Source organism: Paenibacillus ihbetae, assembly GCF_002741055.1.
Classification (GTDB): domain Bacteria; phylum Bacillota; class Bacilli; order Paenibacillales; family Paenibacillaceae; genus Paenibacillus_AQ; species Paenibacillus_AQ ihbetae.
Genome location: NZ_CP016809.1, coordinates 1207469 through 1223411, shown reverse-complemented (window position 1 = coordinate 1223411; position 15943 = coordinate 1207469). Strand labels below are relative to the sequence as shown.

The following is a 15943-nucleotide window of genomic DNA, read 5'->3' as shown; positions in this document are numbered from 1 at the left end:
ATGGTATTATCATTTTTGTCGCTGAGACGAAAAACTCGCACGAATGATGTATGAAACTTCCGTTGTTCGGCATGAATCCCATACGGTGATTCGGCATTAAGCGAAGTTAGTTCGCTTGACAGCGCAGCAATATTTGCCGGGGTGGCGGAATTGGCAGACGCACAGGACTTAAAATCCTGCGGTAGGTGACTACCGTACGGGTTCGACCCCCGTCCTCGGCATTATGACTCAACGCCCGAGTATTTATGAAGAATAAGTCGGCCCCCTGCAGGGTGCCGGCTTATTTTTTAAGATACCCATACACATATTTTCGAAGTCCAGCCCAGGGATGTAGGGAGAGTAGGAGCATGCGGTTGTTTAATAATGATTGGGACCTGATCCTGCAGGAAGAGACGGACAAGCCGTATTTCAAAGAACTGCTTGAACGGATCGACGAGGAGTATCGGCTGCATACGGTCTATCCGCCGAGGGATGAAGTTTTTCGTGCTCTTCAAGAGACGCCATATCAATCGACCAAGGTGGTCATTCTCGGACAAGATCCATACCACGGACGGGGACAGGCGCAAGGGCTCAGCTTTTCGGTCCAGCTTGGCGTTACAATCCCCCCGTCTCTGCGCAACATTTACAAAGAGCTGGCAGCCGATCTGGATGCACCGATACCGGATCATGGATCCCTGATCTCTTGGGCTAAGCAGGGGGTTCTATTGTTGAACGCCGTGCTTACCGTCAAGGAAGGCGAGCCCAACTCCCATAAAGGGCTGGGTTGGGAGCAGTTCACGGACGCGGTCATTTCGAAATTGAATGAACGGGAGCAGCCGACGGTCTTTATTCTTTGGGGAAGCTATGCGCAGAAGAAAGGGGCGTTTATCGACCGAAGCCGGCATCTCGTTCTGGAGAGCGCCCATCCCAGCCCCTTTGCTGCACGTAAAGGTTTTTTCGGTAGCCGTCCATTCTCAGCTTCAAACGCATATTTAATCCAGCACGGGATGGCCCCGGTCGATTGGGTCATTCCAAGCATCACGGACATTGGGGATGAATAATCCGTAAGAGATGAAGAGGTGACCTTCATGAAGCATTGGATTGGCCGTCATGTAGTCATTGAGCGTTTAGATGGGGGCAGAACGACGGTGGAAGGCATTCTGAAGGGGTGGGATCCGGTGCAGGAGAAGGCGATTCTCGGACCGGACGAGCTCGCGATTCCGTTTCGCGCCATTCACCGTATCATGCCCAAAACAGCTTATCCGGTGTTGAATTCCATCGGGTATTCGGTGCATCATACCATTCAATTCGATAATGCCGTATATTTCGGATCATGCGTCATGGTGTGGAGAGGGAACCGGCTCATCCATCCGAAGGCCGTTCTTGCTTCCCATGATGAGGAAACCGTGACGCTGACAAACGGACAGCGGCTCCGTAAGGACGAGCATCACTTTGTTGTCCGCTCTCTAAGGGGCAACGCATAAGCGGTACGCAGATTGCGAAATGAAACGAAAAGATGTCCCCAGGCCCTGATTTCCTAAGCGGAATGAGACCTGAGGACATCTTTTTTGCGTGTGCGGGGCTCTATAATTCATCCACTTTCTCGGCCAAGAACATTTCATAAATCCGCACCACAATGATCTTGATGATCATATAAGCTGGGATGGCGAGCAGAATGCCGAGGATGCCGAAGAAGTCGCCGCCGACGAGAATAAGAACAATGGTCGTCAGCGGATGGATATCAAGCTGCTTGCCATAGATCACCGGCGTCAAAATATTATCTTGAATCTGTTGAGCAATAATAATGACGACAAGGGACCATAGGGCAATGGAGGGCGATTCGATAAACCCGATAATAAGGACGGGAATGCTCGCAAGAACCGCGCCGATGTACGGAATGAAATTCAGGAAGAACGAAACGACCGTCAAGAGCAGCGAATACGGAAGGCCGATGATCAGAAATCCGATATACATCAGCACGCTCAGGATCAGATTCAAAATCACTTTGCCGATAATAAAGCTGCTAAGCGCATTGTCGATCTCTACGAGAACCTCCTGCCCGTCGCGCCGGTAGCGTCTTGGCAGCACGCTGAGCAGTTTAGGGGGGAGCTTTCCGCCTTCCTTCAGCATGTAGTACAGAATAATCGGAATCGTTGCAATGATCACGAGCACGCTGGACACAACCGTAATCAGATGATTGACAGAATTGCTGACCCACGTAACGATTCGGTTCATGTATTCGGTTAAGGATGTCGCGAGCTCCGATTCGGTCGGGATAAAGCGGGACCAATACGGCGTCTGCTGCAGCTGGTTAAGCTGATCCTGCATGTCCTCCACCAGAAAAGGCATATGGCTGATGAAATTCTCGATCTGTTCCCGCAATGTCGGCCATACAACGATGCCGAAGATGGCGATCAGGCCGGCGAATACGAAGTACAGCATGAGCACGCCGATCGATCGTTTGATTTTGCGCCGTTCCAAGTAGTCCACAATCGGTCTAAGCAGGTAATAGAAAAAGCCGGCGATTGCCACCGGAAAGATCAGCATGTTGAACATGGAAACGATGGGGCGGAACAGGAAGCTGACTTTAGAGCCTAAGTAGATGATCAAGAGCAGGGCGATTATACCGAGGCATGTACGAAAATATTTGCTCTGCATCATGGCAATCCCTCCATAACGGCAATAGTAGTTAAGATCAAGCACCGTTTAACAGTTGTATTTAACCCGTTTGGCGACATTTGAAAAGGATCGGAGGGCTGCCGTTTGTTTTTTGCAAACTATTTTCGGATGGTCACGCGGGTATGGAGAGGCACGAGTGAGGCGAGCTCAAGCACGTCTTTGTTATACATACGCACACAGCCGTGGGAAACCGATCTGCCGATGGACGAGGGATCGTTCGTCCCGTGGATGCCGTAATGCGGCTTGGACAAGCCGAGCCAGTAGGCGCCAAAAGGACCGCCGGGATTGGGCTGCTTGTTCACGATCGTATAATTGCCAGGGGGCGTCTGGGTTGCCAGCTTGCCGATCGCTACCGGATACGTATGCACGACAATATCTCCGTCCAGCAGATGCAGGCGGTAATCGGATAAATCCACAATAATGCGATATTTGGGCATCAGCATTCTCCTTTCTTCTGAACATGCTATGAAAGCAAGGGGGCATCCGCCCCTCTAAACCCCAAAATAGGCAAATGCTGACTTCACGGAATTGGTGAATATTTCAATTATTGCGCTTCCCCTGCCGATGTTATAGTAAGTACAGATAGTTGATGCACAAGGCGCTAATTTCACAGGAAGGGGATCCTCTTATGTCTCCTGCAGGGTTGTACCGGAAATATATTAAAAACAATATGTTTACCAAAATATTGCTGCTGATCGCCGTGATTGCGGTCATTACGATCGTGGCTTTATCTTATTTAATGTACTATTTTCTGTTTCAGTCTGCGGTCCGCAGCGAGCTGGACATTCAGCGAGGGGCTGTGGAGAGGGTCGAGCGATATGTCGATCAAAAATACGAGAACGTGCAGTCCTATGTCAATGAGCTGTACCGGAACAGCTCGCTCGGGCTGGACGCATCCTATTTCCTCATGAACTCGTTTAACGAGTACATGGTGAAGCGGATGGACCGGATCGTCGACAGCACCCAGTCCAATACCGACAGCGTGCTGGCGTACTTCAAGCAGAGGCTCGACGATGATCCGGACATCCAGAACATCATGCTGTACAGTGCCGAGGAGCAGTATGTATATGTGTACAAGCAGGGGAGCATGACCCGGCTGTATCAGGCTAACGCTACGCGCTCCTATATTCCCGATGTGATGGCGATGGAGACCCAGAGCGTTACGCTGCCGAATCTGTGGCTGCGGAAGCTGACCGGTGATGCCAGCGTGCCTTTGATATCCATTCGCAGTCCGATCAATGACATGACCACATACAAGAATCTGGGCCAGCTCCTCGTACTGTACCGGACGGAAGCGCTGGATAGGGTCCTGCGAAGCAATGAAACCGAAATGAAGGGCTATGTCATGATTCTGTCGGGGGACGGCCAGGTCATGTTTGACTCTTCGGGAAAATACTACGGACAGAAATATCCTTACACGGACCAACTGGGGAAAGTGAAGGATACCGCTGCGCTGGAAGAGGAATCGTATGTGACCACCGCCGTGCACAGTCAAGCCGGCTACACGGTCGTCGGCGTTACGCCCAAACGCGTCATTGCCGGCGCCTTCGAAGGGCTGCGGAACACGATCATTGCGACGGCGCTGCTGTGCATTGTAGTTGCGGTGTCCATTCCATCGCTCATGATCGTCAACTACTCGAAGCGGACCAATAACATCATCCGGTTCATGCGCAAGGTCGAGAAGGGGGATTTTGTGGCCCGGATCCAGGATGCGAAGGAGGATCAGCTCGGGCAGATTTCCAGCAGTTTCAACGAAATGCTCGACAAGCTGACGAGGTATATCGACCAGGTCTATAAAGCCGAGATCAACCAGAAGAACGCGGAGCTGTCCGCGCTGCAGGCGAGGATCAATCCGCATTTTCTATACAACACGCTTGAAGTGATCCGGATGAGGGCCTTGTCGCAAGGGGCTCAGGACGTCGGGGACATGATCTACAGCCTGTCCATGCTGTTCAAAAATATCGTTCAGCATAAAGCGAGATACACGCTGAAGGATGAGCTGGAGGCATGCCGGCTTTATCTGGAGCTGTTCCGCATTCGGTACAAGGACAAATACATTTATAAAATGTATTGTGACGAGCAGATCAAGGATGTGCCGATGATCAAAATGTCGCTGCAGCCGCTGATCGAGAATTATATCGTCCACGGCCTCCGGAGCGAGCGGGACGACAATGTGCTCTCGATAACCGCGGAGCTGAAGGATACAGAGATTTGGATCGAGATTCGGGATAACGGTAAAGGAATCGGGCCGGAGCAGCTCGAGGAGATCAGAGCCAGGCTTGCACTGGCCGAATCGAGCGGGGAGTCATTCGGTCTGCGGAGCGTGAACGAACGCATGAAGCTGACCTATGGACAAGCCTACGAATTGGACATCCAAAGCGAGCCGGACGAAGGTACGGTCGTAACGATCCGTATTCCGGTTACAGAAGAGGAGCTGAACCGAGTTGTATAAAGTATTTATCGTCGATGATGAACCGTTTATTATTGAAGGATTATATGATGTCGTGGATTGGTCCAAGTATGGAATTGAGATTGTAGGGCATGCCGAGAACGGGCGCCAGGCGCTGGACAAAATGATGATCATCCCGGTCGACATCCTCATTACGGACATATCCATGCCCGTTATGACCGGGCTTCAGCTCATCGAGGAGGCGAGAAAGCTCAATCGCAATCTGAAGGTCATCATCCTCAGCGGCTTTGACGATTTCGCTTACTTGAAGGAAGGGATGCGGCTCGGCATCGAAAACTACTTGCTGAAGCCGATCAATCTGAAGGAGCTGGAGGAGACGATCGCCAGCACGATCGACAAGATGAACAACGCCCGCAGGGAGATGCGGCTTGACGAATATGATATGAACATCCTGCGGAGCAATATATTGTACCGCTGGATTACGGATCGCATCGAGCCGGAGGAGCTGAACGAGCGGGCAACCCTGCTCGGCTTGAACCTGAATATGCCCTACCTGATGGTATCCATCCTAAGGGCGGATTTCCCCCCGCTCGAGACGATGCTCCGCGATTTGATGGAAAGGGAGCCGGGCGTGATGTACTTCCGCGACAATGACGGTGATCATGCCTTGATCTTCATGATGAGAGACCCGGATACGGAAAAGGCGAGAGCGGTTCGGCTGCTACAGCAGGTGCGGGAGCAATGCTACGACGAGGAAATCTGCATCTCGCTGGGCAGCGTGCAAAGCCTCGGCGCCAATTATCCGGACAGCTATCTCCATGCCAAGGAGGCGCAGGAGTACTATTTGCTGCTGGAGCAGCCGGCTTATGTGGATTACGTGGACGTCCAGCTGAAGAAAGGGGAGGCCTCCGAATCATATAATGTGCAGTGGCCGGATTATGCCAAGGGCATCGCGGCAAGGGATAAGGCTGCGCTGTTCCGGCTGATCGACACGGATTTCGAAGGGCTCCGCCACACGCAGGGAATGAATCCGGCAATTCTGAAGAGCATTGCTGTGGAAATGGTCATTCGGCTCAAGCTGGAGCTGAACGATATTCAATATACCGCCGCCCCCGATTTTGTGAAGAATACGGTCCATGAAATTATGGAGTCCATCTCGATTGATGATCTGATCGCGGCCGTCAAGGGCGGAGTCGGCGGTCTCGTCGATTCCCTTACGAATGATGTGAAGAGTCCGGTCATCCAGCAGATTCTCCATCATATCCAGCAGCGCTACAATGAGGATCTGTCCCTCAAGGTGCTCGGGGCCCAGTACCACATTCATCCCGTGTATTTGGGCCATCTGTTCCATAAGGAGACGGGCGACAGCTTTACCGAGTATATTAACCGGTTCCGGATCGACAGGGCCAAGGAGCTGCTGCGGACAACCCCGATGAAAGTCCAGGATATCGCGAAGCAGGTCGGTTATTGGGAAACCGGTTACTTCTATAAACAATTCAAAAAATTCGTTGGCGTATCGCCAAGAGATTTTAGAGGAATGCTCTGATTGATCGAATCAGAGCTTTTTCTTTATTTTCACCAGTAATCCTTTAATTTTTCGCCTATATGAAACTGCTTTCATCAGATAATCTTAATGGTGTAGAGATACTGAGATTCAAAAGGGAGGATTCACATGAGTAAATCGAAGAAAAAATGGCTCTTGCCGCTGACGCTTTTGTTATCTGCTTCGATGCTGCTGTCGGCATGCGGAGGCAAGAAAGAAGAAAGCGCTGGCAGCGCTGAAGGAACGGCTGAAAAGCCGGTTGAGCTGATCTGGTACACGATCGGAACTCCGCAGAAGGACGTCGACAAGGTTGAAGCTGAGATCAACAAATATACAGCTGAAAAAATCGGCGTTACGATCGACATGAAAATGATCGATTTCGGTGACTACAACCAGAAGATGCAGGTTATGGCTGCATCCGGCGAACCGATGGACATCCTGTTCACCAGCTCCTGGGCATTCGATTACGTGCAAAACGCGCGTAAAGGCGCATTCCTTGAGCTCGACGAGCTTCTGGAAACCCACGGCAAAGGCATCAAAGAAACGATCGACCCTGCGTTCCTGGAAGGCTCCAAGGTCGATGGCCACAACTACGCAATCCCTGCCAACAAAGAGCTTCCAGCACAAGAGGCATGGCGCTTCAACAAATCTTTGCTTGATAAATACAATCTCGATATCTCCAACGTAAGATCGATGGAAAGCCTTGAGCCGCTGCTCAAAACGATCAAGGAGAACGAGCCGAACGTCGTTCCGCTGGCGATCAGTAAAGACTTCGGACCATTGCTTCCATTCGACTACATCATCGAGAAAATGCCGATGGCCGTTTACCTGGATGACAAGGAAGAGCTGAAGGTTGTTAACTTCCTTGAAATGCCGGAAACATTGGAAACGCTCAAATTGATGAACAAGTACTACAAAGCGGGATATATCTCCCCTGAAGCAGCAACAACGACTTCTACGCAGGATCTGATGACTTCCGGAAACTGGTTCGCCGACCGCGCCGCTACACAGCCGTTCGCGGACAACCTGTGGAGCCAAAGCTACGGCTATCCGGTCGTATCGACGCCTGCCGGCGATGCAACGATCTTCAACTGGTCCGTAATGGGCTCCATGCAGGCGATCTCGGCCAACTCCGAGCATCCTGAGAAAGCGATGGAATTCCTGAACCTGCTCAACACCGACGTATATCTTCGCAACCTGGTGGATTCCGGTATTGAAGGCGTTCACTACAAGAAGCTCAGCGAGAACGTAATGGAGAACCTGCCGGAGTCGAAAAACTACGACATGCCGACCTTCTCCCTCGGTAACGTCATGCTGACGTACCTGAACCCTGAAGATCCTGAGAACAAATGGGAAGAGTTCAAGAAGTTCAACGAGTCCGGTAAGCCTGCACCGCTGCTTGGTTTCAACTTCGACCCAACCAAAGTGTCCACCGAGCTCGCTGCGGTCAACAACGTAAAAGAAGAGTTCTGGGCGCCGCTGATGACAGGTACGGTAAACCCTGAAGAGTACCTGCCTAAAGCGAACGAGAAGCTGAAAGCTGCGGGTCTGGATAAAATCATCGCCGAGGCGCAAAGCCAAATCGATGCGTGGAAAGCAAATAACAAGTAATAGAATTCCCTCGGCCTTCCGGCCTGCTGTTCGCCCCTTGATGGGCGGCAGGCCGGCCTTCAGGGCCGAAACACTGGACGGGGCGGCGGAATATGACCGCCCTTCTTTTGTCATTTCATACTTCACGAGGAGGGGTAAGCGTGAGAGCAATCGGACAGTTTTTCAAAAATCTTATGACAAACAAAGCCATGCTGTTCATGGTTTTGCCGGGGACGCTGTGGTTCCTCTTATTCTCATATTTGCCCATGTTCGGGACGATTATTGCGTTTAAAGAATACCGCTTCAGCCGGGACGGCTTCTGGGCCAGTATCGTAAACAGCGAATGGGTCGGATTCCAGAACTTTAAGTTTTTGTTCAGCACGAACGATGCGTACATTATTACGCGAAACACGGTGCTGTATAACTTTGTCTTTATCATTCTAGGGCTGCTCTTCTCGGTGGCGCTGGCCATCGTGCTGTCCGAAATCGTCAACAAGCGGCTGGCGAAGGTGTACCAGACCGGCATGTTCCTGCCCTACTTCCTGTCCTGGGTTATCGTAGGATACTTCGCGTTCAGCTTTCTGAGCATGGACAAAGGGATGCTCAACCAGATTCTCGGCTGGTTCGGCATGGAGCCGGTGCAATGGTACTCCGAGGCCAAGTATTGGCCGATCTTCCTGACGCTGATCAGCTTGTGGAAATCGGTAGGATATAACAGCGTTGTGTATCTTGCAGCGATCATGGGGATTGACAAGTCCCTGTACGAAGCGGCCATGATCGACGGCGCCAACAAGTGGCAGCAGATCAAGGCGATCACGATTCCGATGCTGAAGCCGCTGATGACCATTCTGACGCTTCTTGCGATCGGCAAAATATTCTACGCCGACTTCGGTCTGTTCTACCAGGTGCCGAGAGATTCCGGAACCTTGTATTCGGTAACGAACGTAATCGATACGTATGTATACCGCGGCCTGAAGACGACCGGAGAGATCGGAATGAGCACGGCTGCAGGTCTGTACCAGTCTGTTGTCGGATTCATCCTCGTCCTCGTATCCAACTATATCGTTCGGAAATATGACCGGGATAACGCATTGTTCTAAGACTCGCAGCTTTCTAAGAGGGAGGTATGTAATGTGTTAAAAGCAAGAAGCAAGATGAAGGATTTCCACCATCTGTCCACCGGATGGAACGTTGTGTTCAACCTGATCGCCGGCATCTTCTCGTTCCTGTGCGTGTTCCCGTTCTTGTTCGTCATGATCATTTCGTTCACGGATGAAGCATCGCTTGCGCGGAACGGTTATCAGATCTGGCCGGAAAAATGGAGCCTGGAAGCCTATAAGTACGTATTTCAGACAGGGGATACGCTGCTCCGTTCTTACGGCGTAACGATCTTCGTAACCGTCGTGGGCACCTTGATCAGCTTGTTCATTATTTCGCTCTATGCTTACGCCATTTCCCGCAAGAGCTTCAGATACCGTAATTTCTTCTCGTTCTTCGCATTTTTCACGATGCTGTTTAACGGCGGCCTGGTGCCGACCTACATCGTGGCGACCCAGCTGCTGAACCTGAAGGACACGATCTGGGCGCTGATTCTGCCGCTGGCGCTGAACGCCTTCTATATTATGATTCTCCGTACGTTCTACAGCACGAGCGTTCCGGACGCCATCATTGAATCCGGAAAAATTGACGGCGCAAGCGAGTTTAAAATATTCTATAAACTGGTGCTGCCGTTGTCCTTGCCGGGCTTGGCTACCATCGGCCTGTTCAGCACACTGGGCTATTGGAACGACTGGTTCAATGCGCTTCTGTATATCGATGACCCGAACCTGGTGCCGCTGCAATCGATGCTGATGCGGATCGAAACCAGCATGCAGTTCATTTTGCAAAATTCCCAAAATTCATCGCTGAGCATGGCTGCACTTCAGAGCATGCCGCAGGATACGTCGCGGATGGCGATGGTCGTTCTCGCCACGGGCCCGATCATTCTCGCCTATCCGTTCTTCCAGCGTTACTTCATTCAAGGTCTGACGATCGGCGCGGTGAAAGAGTAAACTACTGGACGCGAGCGGAGGAGATAAGATGAGTTATAAAGACCCCAGCAAGCCTATTGCCCAGCGGGTAGAGCATCTATTAAGCCTTATGACGGTGAAGGAAAAGGTCGGCCAGCTGGTCCAGCCCTTCGGCTGGAAAACGTATGAGTCGAAGGACGGCAAGATCACGCTGACCGAGTCGTTCAAGGAGCAGGTGAAGGAAGGAGGCGTCGGTTCCTTGTACGGCACGCTGCGTGCCGATCCATGGACCGGCGTCACGCTGGATACGGGCCTGTCCCCGCGTGAAGGAGCAGAGGCTGTGAATGAAATCCAGCGCTATGCGGTCGAGCATTCCCGGCTCGGCATTCCGATCCTGATCGGGGAAGAATGCTCGCATGGGCATATGGCGATCGGCGCGACGGTGTTCCCTGTTCCGCTGTCGCTCGGCAGCACGTGGAACACCGCGCTGTATCGCGAGATGTGCCGCGCCGTAGCGCTTGAAACGCGCAGCCAGGGCGGGGCGGTGACGTACTCGCCGGTGCTTGACGTCGTCCGTGATCCGAGATGGGGACGTACGGAGGAGTGCTTCGGCGAAGATCCGTATCTGATCGGGGAATTCGCTGCCGCATCGGTTGAAGGGCTGCAGGGCGAATCTCTTGATGGAGAGGCCAGCGTGGCGGCCACCCTGAAGCACTTCGTCGGCTACGGAAGCTCGGAAGGGGGCAGAAATGCCGGCCCTGTCCATATGGGAACGCGCGAGCTGATGGAAGTCGATATGTATCCGTTCAAGAAGGCTGTGGAAGCGGGCGCTGCTTCCATCATGCCGGCTTATAACGAAATTGACGGTGTGCCATGCACCGTGAACGAGGAACTGCTGGATGGCGTGCTCCGCAAAGAATGGGGCTTCGACGGCATGGTCATTACCGACTGCGGCGCGATCAATATGCTGGCCGCGGGGCATGACACGGCCGAGGACGGCATGGATGCCGCCGTTTCGGCGATATCGGCCGGCATCGATATGGAGATGTCCGGCGAGATGTTCGGATTGTATCTTGAGCGTGCGGTCGAAGAGAAGCGGCTGGATGTTTCGGTGCTGGATGAGGCCGTGCGCCGGGTGCTGACGCTGAAGTTCAAGCTTGGCTTGTTCGAGAATCCTTACGCCGACCCGGCGCGGGCGGAGCAGGTCATCGGCTGCTCCCGTCACCGGGAGATGGCCAGACAGCTCGCGGCCGAAGGAATCGTGCTGCTTAAAAATGAAGGCAGCACGCTGCCGCTGTCCAAAGAAGACGGCGTTATTGCCGTCATCGGACCGAATGCCGACCAGGGTTACAATCAGCTCGGTGATTATACTTCGCCTCAGCCTCCGTCCCGCGTCGTAACGGTGCTGGAGGGCATCCGCGCGAAACTTGGAGGGGACAAAGGGCGCGTGCTGTATGCGCCCGGCTGCCGGATCAACGGGGATTCCAGGGAAGGGTTCGAGCTTGCGCTTTCCTGCGCCGGGCAGGCCGATACGGTTGTATTGGTGCTCGGGGGCTCTAGCGCCCGCGATTTCGGCGAAGGCACCATCGATCTGCGGACAGGTGCCTCCAAGGTTACCGGCAATGACTGGAGCGATATGGACTGCGGGGAAGGCATCGACCGGATGACGCTCCAGCTGTCCGGCGTCCAGCTGGAGCTGGCCCGGGAGATCCACAAGCTCGGGAAGCGTCTGGTTGTCGTGTACATCAACGGACGGCCGATTGCGGAGCCGTGGATTGACCGGCATGCGGACGCCATTCTGGAGGCATGGTACCCGGGGCAGGAAGGCGGCCACGCGGTTGCCGACATTCTGTTCGGGGACGTGAACCCGTCCGGAAAGCTCACGATTTCGATTCCGAAGCATGTCGGGCAGCTTCCCGTGTACTATAACGGCAAGCGGTCCCGCGGCAAGCGATACCTTGAGGAGGATTCGCAGCCGCAATATCCGTTCGGCTACGGACTCAGCTATACGGAGTTCCGGTATTCCGATCTACAGGTGACCCCGCAAGCGATAAGAACGGGCGAAACCGCGGTCGTCACGGTGAATGTGGAGAACAGCGGCAGCGTAGCCGGAGCCGAAGTCGTGCAGCTATACATTAATGATGCGGCAAGCCGATTTACAAGACCGGCCAAGGAGCTCAAGGGCTTCCGTAAAATATACCTTGAACCCGGAGAGAAACAGCGAATCGAATTTACTGTCGGCCCCGAGCAGCTTCAGTATATCGGGCAAAATTATCAACCCGTCGTTGAGCCCGGCTTGTTCCGGGTCATGGTCGGAAAGCATGTGAACGACACGCTTAGCGCGGATTTGACCGTGCAGGAGGACTGATGCCCATGGAGAGAATCAGACGATTTATTCGCGAATTGTCGGAGCGGCAATGGCTGGAATCCGTTTCATTAAGAGATTGGAGCATCACCCGGTCCACCTACGTGGTGCCGGGGGTGTACGAGAATTCGGCGCCTTACACGGAAGGCGAGGACTTCAATCGGTTTCCGAGCAAGCAGGGAACGACGTATTTCTTCCGCCGCAGACTGGAGCTGCCGAAGGAGTGGCTGGAGGAAGCGGGAACGGTGGGGCTTATATTCGAGTCCGGCGGTGAGGGCCTGCTGCGCGTAAATGGAGCGTCCTATCACGGGTTGGACCGCAATCATACATTCGTCACCCTGGATCCCGAGCGGACGGGCACGCGGATGGAGCTCGAAATCGAGCTGTACGATCCGATTCCGGAGCCGGTTGACCCGCTGAATCAGCAGGCGGTTATCCAGCCGCCGATTACGCGCGTCTCAAGCCAGCTCGTAAAGGTGAACCGGCCGGTCCAAAGCTTGATGTACACCGTTATCATCGTGAGAGATTCGCTCAGGCTGCTGCCGGAGTCCGATATGCGGCGCATCCGGCTTATGGAAGCGCTGCATGCCGCTATGGACGCCTTCGTCAGCATGGATGAAGGCTCAATCCGAGAAGGTGCCGCGGTAACCGGGCTGGAGCAGGAGCTTGTCCAAAGAGTCAAGCGGATCGGAGGCAACAGTGAAGGCACCGAGCATATGGTCGGCCAGTCGCACATCGATATCGCCTGGCTGTGGCCGGTCCGCGAAACGGTGCGCAAGACAAGCCGGACGTTCTCGACGGTCGATGCGCTCATGAACGAATACCCGGAGTATCGCTACGCCCAGAGCCAGCCGCTGCTCTATCAGTTCCTGAAGGACCATGATCCCGAGCTGTACGAGCGGGTGAAGGCAAGAATTAAGGAAGGACGCTGGGAGCTTGTCGGCGGAATGTGGGTCGAGCCCGATCTCAACATTCCGAGCGGGGAGTCGCTGATGCGGCAGATGCTGTACGGCCAGCTCTTTTACCAGGAGGAGTTCGGCAGACGCTCGCATATCGAATGGCTCCCGGACACGTTCGGTTACTGCGCCTCCTTGCCTCAGATTTTGAAGCATGGCGGCATCCGTTACTTCATGACAACGAAGCTCGGCTGGAATGATACGAACGTTTTCCCGTATGACCTGTTCCACTGGGTCGGCATTGACGGAACGCCGATGCTGTCCTATCTGAATCACGGCGTGAACGAGAACACGCTGCCGAAGGACGTGCACGATCATTGGCAGTCCTACCGCCAGAAGGCCGTTCATCCCGAACAGATGCTGCTCTACGGGCATGGCGACGGCGGTGGCGGCGTCACCCGCGAGATGCTGGAGAATATTCATCGAGCCGACCTGATGGTCGGGCAGCCTGCCAGCAAATACAGCACGGCAGCACAATTTTTCGACGGTATCGAAAAGGGGCAGCCGAAGCTCCCGAAATGGCGGGGTGATCTCTATCTTGAGCTCCATCGCGGTACGTACACGACGCATGCCCGCAACAAGCGGCATAACCGGAAAGCCGAAATTCTGTACCGGGAGGCCGAGCTGTGGGGCTCCATGGCATTCCCTGCTCTGGATCCCGGCGAGCGCAAGGGCATGCTCCGCGCATTGCATGAAGGCTGGAAGCTGATTCTGCTGAACCAGTTCCACGACATTATCCCGGGGTCGGCGATAACGGAATCGTATGTCACGTCGGAGAAGGAATACAAAGAGGTATTCAAGCTTGGGCAGACGAGCCTTCATACAGCTGTGAAGGCGGTAGCGGAACAGATCGATACCGATGGGGAAGGCATCCCTTATGTTGTATTTAACGGGCTCGGATGGACCCGGGATGCCGTCATATCCTTGACGGAGGATGAGGCGCTTGCCGGACATGCGCCGCATGAAGCGGACGGAACGCCGCTTCTTTACGATATCATCTCCGGGGAGCCGGGCGCGGAGCCGAAGACGATGTATGTTTACGTTCCTGCCATTCCGGGCCTTGGATACACAACGATTTGGCTCAAGGCTACCGGCGCTAACGAACCAGGCGATAGCCTGATCGATGGACGGCACGATGAATCGAACGATGGACGGAACGAAGAACTGAACGATAAACGGAATGATGAACTGGTCGACGATTCGAACGACAACCGGAACGATGATCAGACAAACGATCTGAACGGCAACCGGAACACTGGACGAGATAACGATCTGAACCATGAACGGATCCATGAACTGAAGGATGGAGATGCGGGTTCGGCGCTTGCGATCGGGCAGATTCAGCTTGGCGACGTTTGGGAGACGAAATATTACCGGATCCGGTTCAATGACCGCGGCGAAATCACGAGCCTATGGGACAAGGAGGCGCAGCGTGAAATCGTGAAGCCGGGCGAGGCGGCAAACCGCTTCCACTTCTTCCATGACCGTCCGACGCTGTGGGATGCGTGGGATATCGATACCCGCTATGAGGAGCAGCCGGCCGGCGACGCCGAACTGATCGGAAAGCAGCTGGCGCATCAAGGCGCCGTTCAGGACGTGCTGCGCTTCAGCTGGCGCATCCATAAATCGGTCATCACGCAGGACATGATCCTGTATCACCATGACAAGCGGATCGATTTTCAGACGCATGTCAGCTGGAACGAATCGCACAAGCTGCTTAAGGTAAGCTTCCCGATCGACGTCGTGGCCGACAAGGCGACCTATGAAATTCCGTTCGGCACGATCGAACGTCCGACCCACCGCAATACGAGCTGGGAACAGGCCCAATACGAGGTGTGCGGCCACCGCTTTGCGGACGTATCCGAGCATGGATACGGCGTCAGCCTGATCAATGACTGCAAGTACGGCTACGACATCCAGGACAGCACCATTCGGCTGTCGCTCCTGAGAGCGCCGAAATGGCCGGACCAGACAGCCGATCTCGGCGAGCATGTATTCACTTATTCGCTGTATCCGCATGAAGGCGATTGGAGACAGGCAGGAGTTGTACGCAAGGCTGCCGAACTGAATCATGAGCTTCCTTGCGTGAAGACGAGTCCGAAGAAAGGAACGCTTGCCCCGGTTCATTCATGGATCGAGCTGGACAGCTTGCATGTCGTGCTGGATACGGTTAAGCCGGCGGAGGACGGCAGCGGCTATATTCTCCGCCTCTACGAATCGGCCGGTGGCCGGGAGGAAGTGAGGCTTGGATGGCCTCACGCTTATGAAGCGGCATACCTTTCCAATGCGCTCGAAGAGGAGCTTGAACCGATCGTTTGCGAAGCCGGCAGCTTAACGCTTGCATTTAAGCCGTACGAGATCCGAACGATCAAGTTAACAACGAAGAACTAGAAACGACACATTACTGAACGT

11 protein-coding genes and 1 tRNA gene are annotated in these 15943 nt (G+C 53.9%); 10 read left to right on the top strand and 2 right to left on the bottom strand.

Annotated features, from left to right (window positions below):
* The first annotated feature begins 135 nt into the window (after positions 1 to 135).
* From BBD41_RS05660 to BBD41_RS05650, 3 genes are all read left to right on the top strand, one after another.
* Positions 136 to 221: transfer RNA gene (locus BBD41_RS05660), tRNA-Leu, on the top strand.
* A gap of 132 nt (positions 222 to 353) precedes the next feature.
* Positions 354 to 1040: a uracil-DNA glycosylase gene (locus BBD41_RS05655; RefSeq protein WP_077568905.1), complete on the top strand. Its 687-nt coding sequence runs from the start codon at positions 354 to 356 to the stop codon at positions 1038 to 1040.
* A gap of 27 nt (positions 1041 to 1067) precedes the next feature.
* Positions 1068 to 1463 (top strand): hypothetical protein, encoded by a 396-nt coding sequence (locus tag BBD41_RS05650; protein ID WP_077565100.1) that lies wholly within the window; start codon positions 1068 to 1070, stop codon positions 1461 to 1463.
* Positions 1464 to 1563: 100 nt separating this feature from the next.
* On the opposite strand, the gene BBD41_RS05645 is transcribed toward BBD41_RS05650, so the two are convergent.
* Positions 1564 to 2640: an AI-2E family transporter gene (locus tag BBD41_RS05645; protein ID WP_077565102.1), complete on the bottom strand. Its 1077-nt coding sequence runs from the start codon at positions 2638 to 2640 to the stop codon at positions 1564 to 1566.
* A 116-nt stretch (positions 2641 to 2756) separates the two neighbouring features.
* Positions 2757 to 3095, bottom strand: a complete 339-nt coding sequence (locus BBD41_RS05640) for a L,D-transpeptidase (protein WP_077565103.1) — start codon at positions 3093 to 3095, stop codon at positions 2757 to 2759.
* 191 nt (positions 3096 to 3286) lie between these two features.
* Here BBD41_RS05640 and BBD41_RS05635 point away from each other — a divergent pair, with 191 nt between their 5' ends.
* From BBD41_RS05635 to BBD41_RS05605, 7 genes are all read left to right on the top strand, one after another.
* Positions 3287 to 5110, top strand: coding sequence for a cache domain-containing sensor histidine kinase (locus BBD41_RS05635; protein ID WP_099476957.1), 1824 nt, complete (start codon positions 3287 to 3289; stop codon positions 5108 to 5110).
* Complete coding sequence (locus BBD41_RS05630; protein ID WP_077565107.1) at positions 5103 to 6614, top strand: response regulator transcription factor; 1512 nt, start codon at positions 5103 to 5105, stop codon at positions 6612 to 6614. Before BBD41_RS05635 ends, BBD41_RS05630 begins: the two co-directional genes overlap by 8 nt.
* A gap of 126 nt (positions 6615 to 6740) precedes the next feature.
* Positions 6741 to 8222 carry an ABC transporter substrate-binding protein gene (locus BBD41_RS05625; protein WP_077565108.1) on the top strand — a complete coding sequence of 494 codons (1482 nt, stop codon included), beginning with the start codon at positions 6741 to 6743 and terminating at the stop codon, positions 8220 to 8222.
* A 149-nt stretch (positions 8223 to 8371) separates the two neighbouring features.
* Positions 8372 to 9301 carry an ABC transporter permease gene (locus BBD41_RS05620; RefSeq protein ID WP_167324103.1) on the top strand — a complete coding sequence of 310 codons (930 nt, stop codon included), beginning with the start codon at positions 8372 to 8374 and terminating at the stop codon, positions 9299 to 9301.
* A gap of 54 nt (positions 9302 to 9355) precedes the next feature.
* Positions 9356 to 10252, top strand: a complete 897-nt coding sequence (locus BBD41_RS05615; RefSeq protein WP_034273797.1) for a carbohydrate ABC transporter permease — start codon at positions 9356 to 9358, stop codon at positions 10250 to 10252.
* Between the two features lie 28 nt (positions 10253 to 10280).
* Positions 10281 to 12578: a glycoside hydrolase family 3 N-terminal domain-containing protein gene (locus BBD41_RS05610; protein WP_099476955.1), complete on the top strand. Its 2298-nt coding sequence runs from the start codon at positions 10281 to 10283 to the stop codon at positions 12576 to 12578.
* Positions 12579 to 12583: 5 nt separating this feature from the next.
* Complete coding sequence (locus BBD41_RS05605) at positions 12584 to 15922, top strand: alpha-mannosidase (RefSeq protein WP_099476953.1); 3339 nt, start codon at positions 12584 to 12586, stop codon at positions 15920 to 15922.
* Positions 15923 to 15943: the final 21 nt, after the last annotated feature.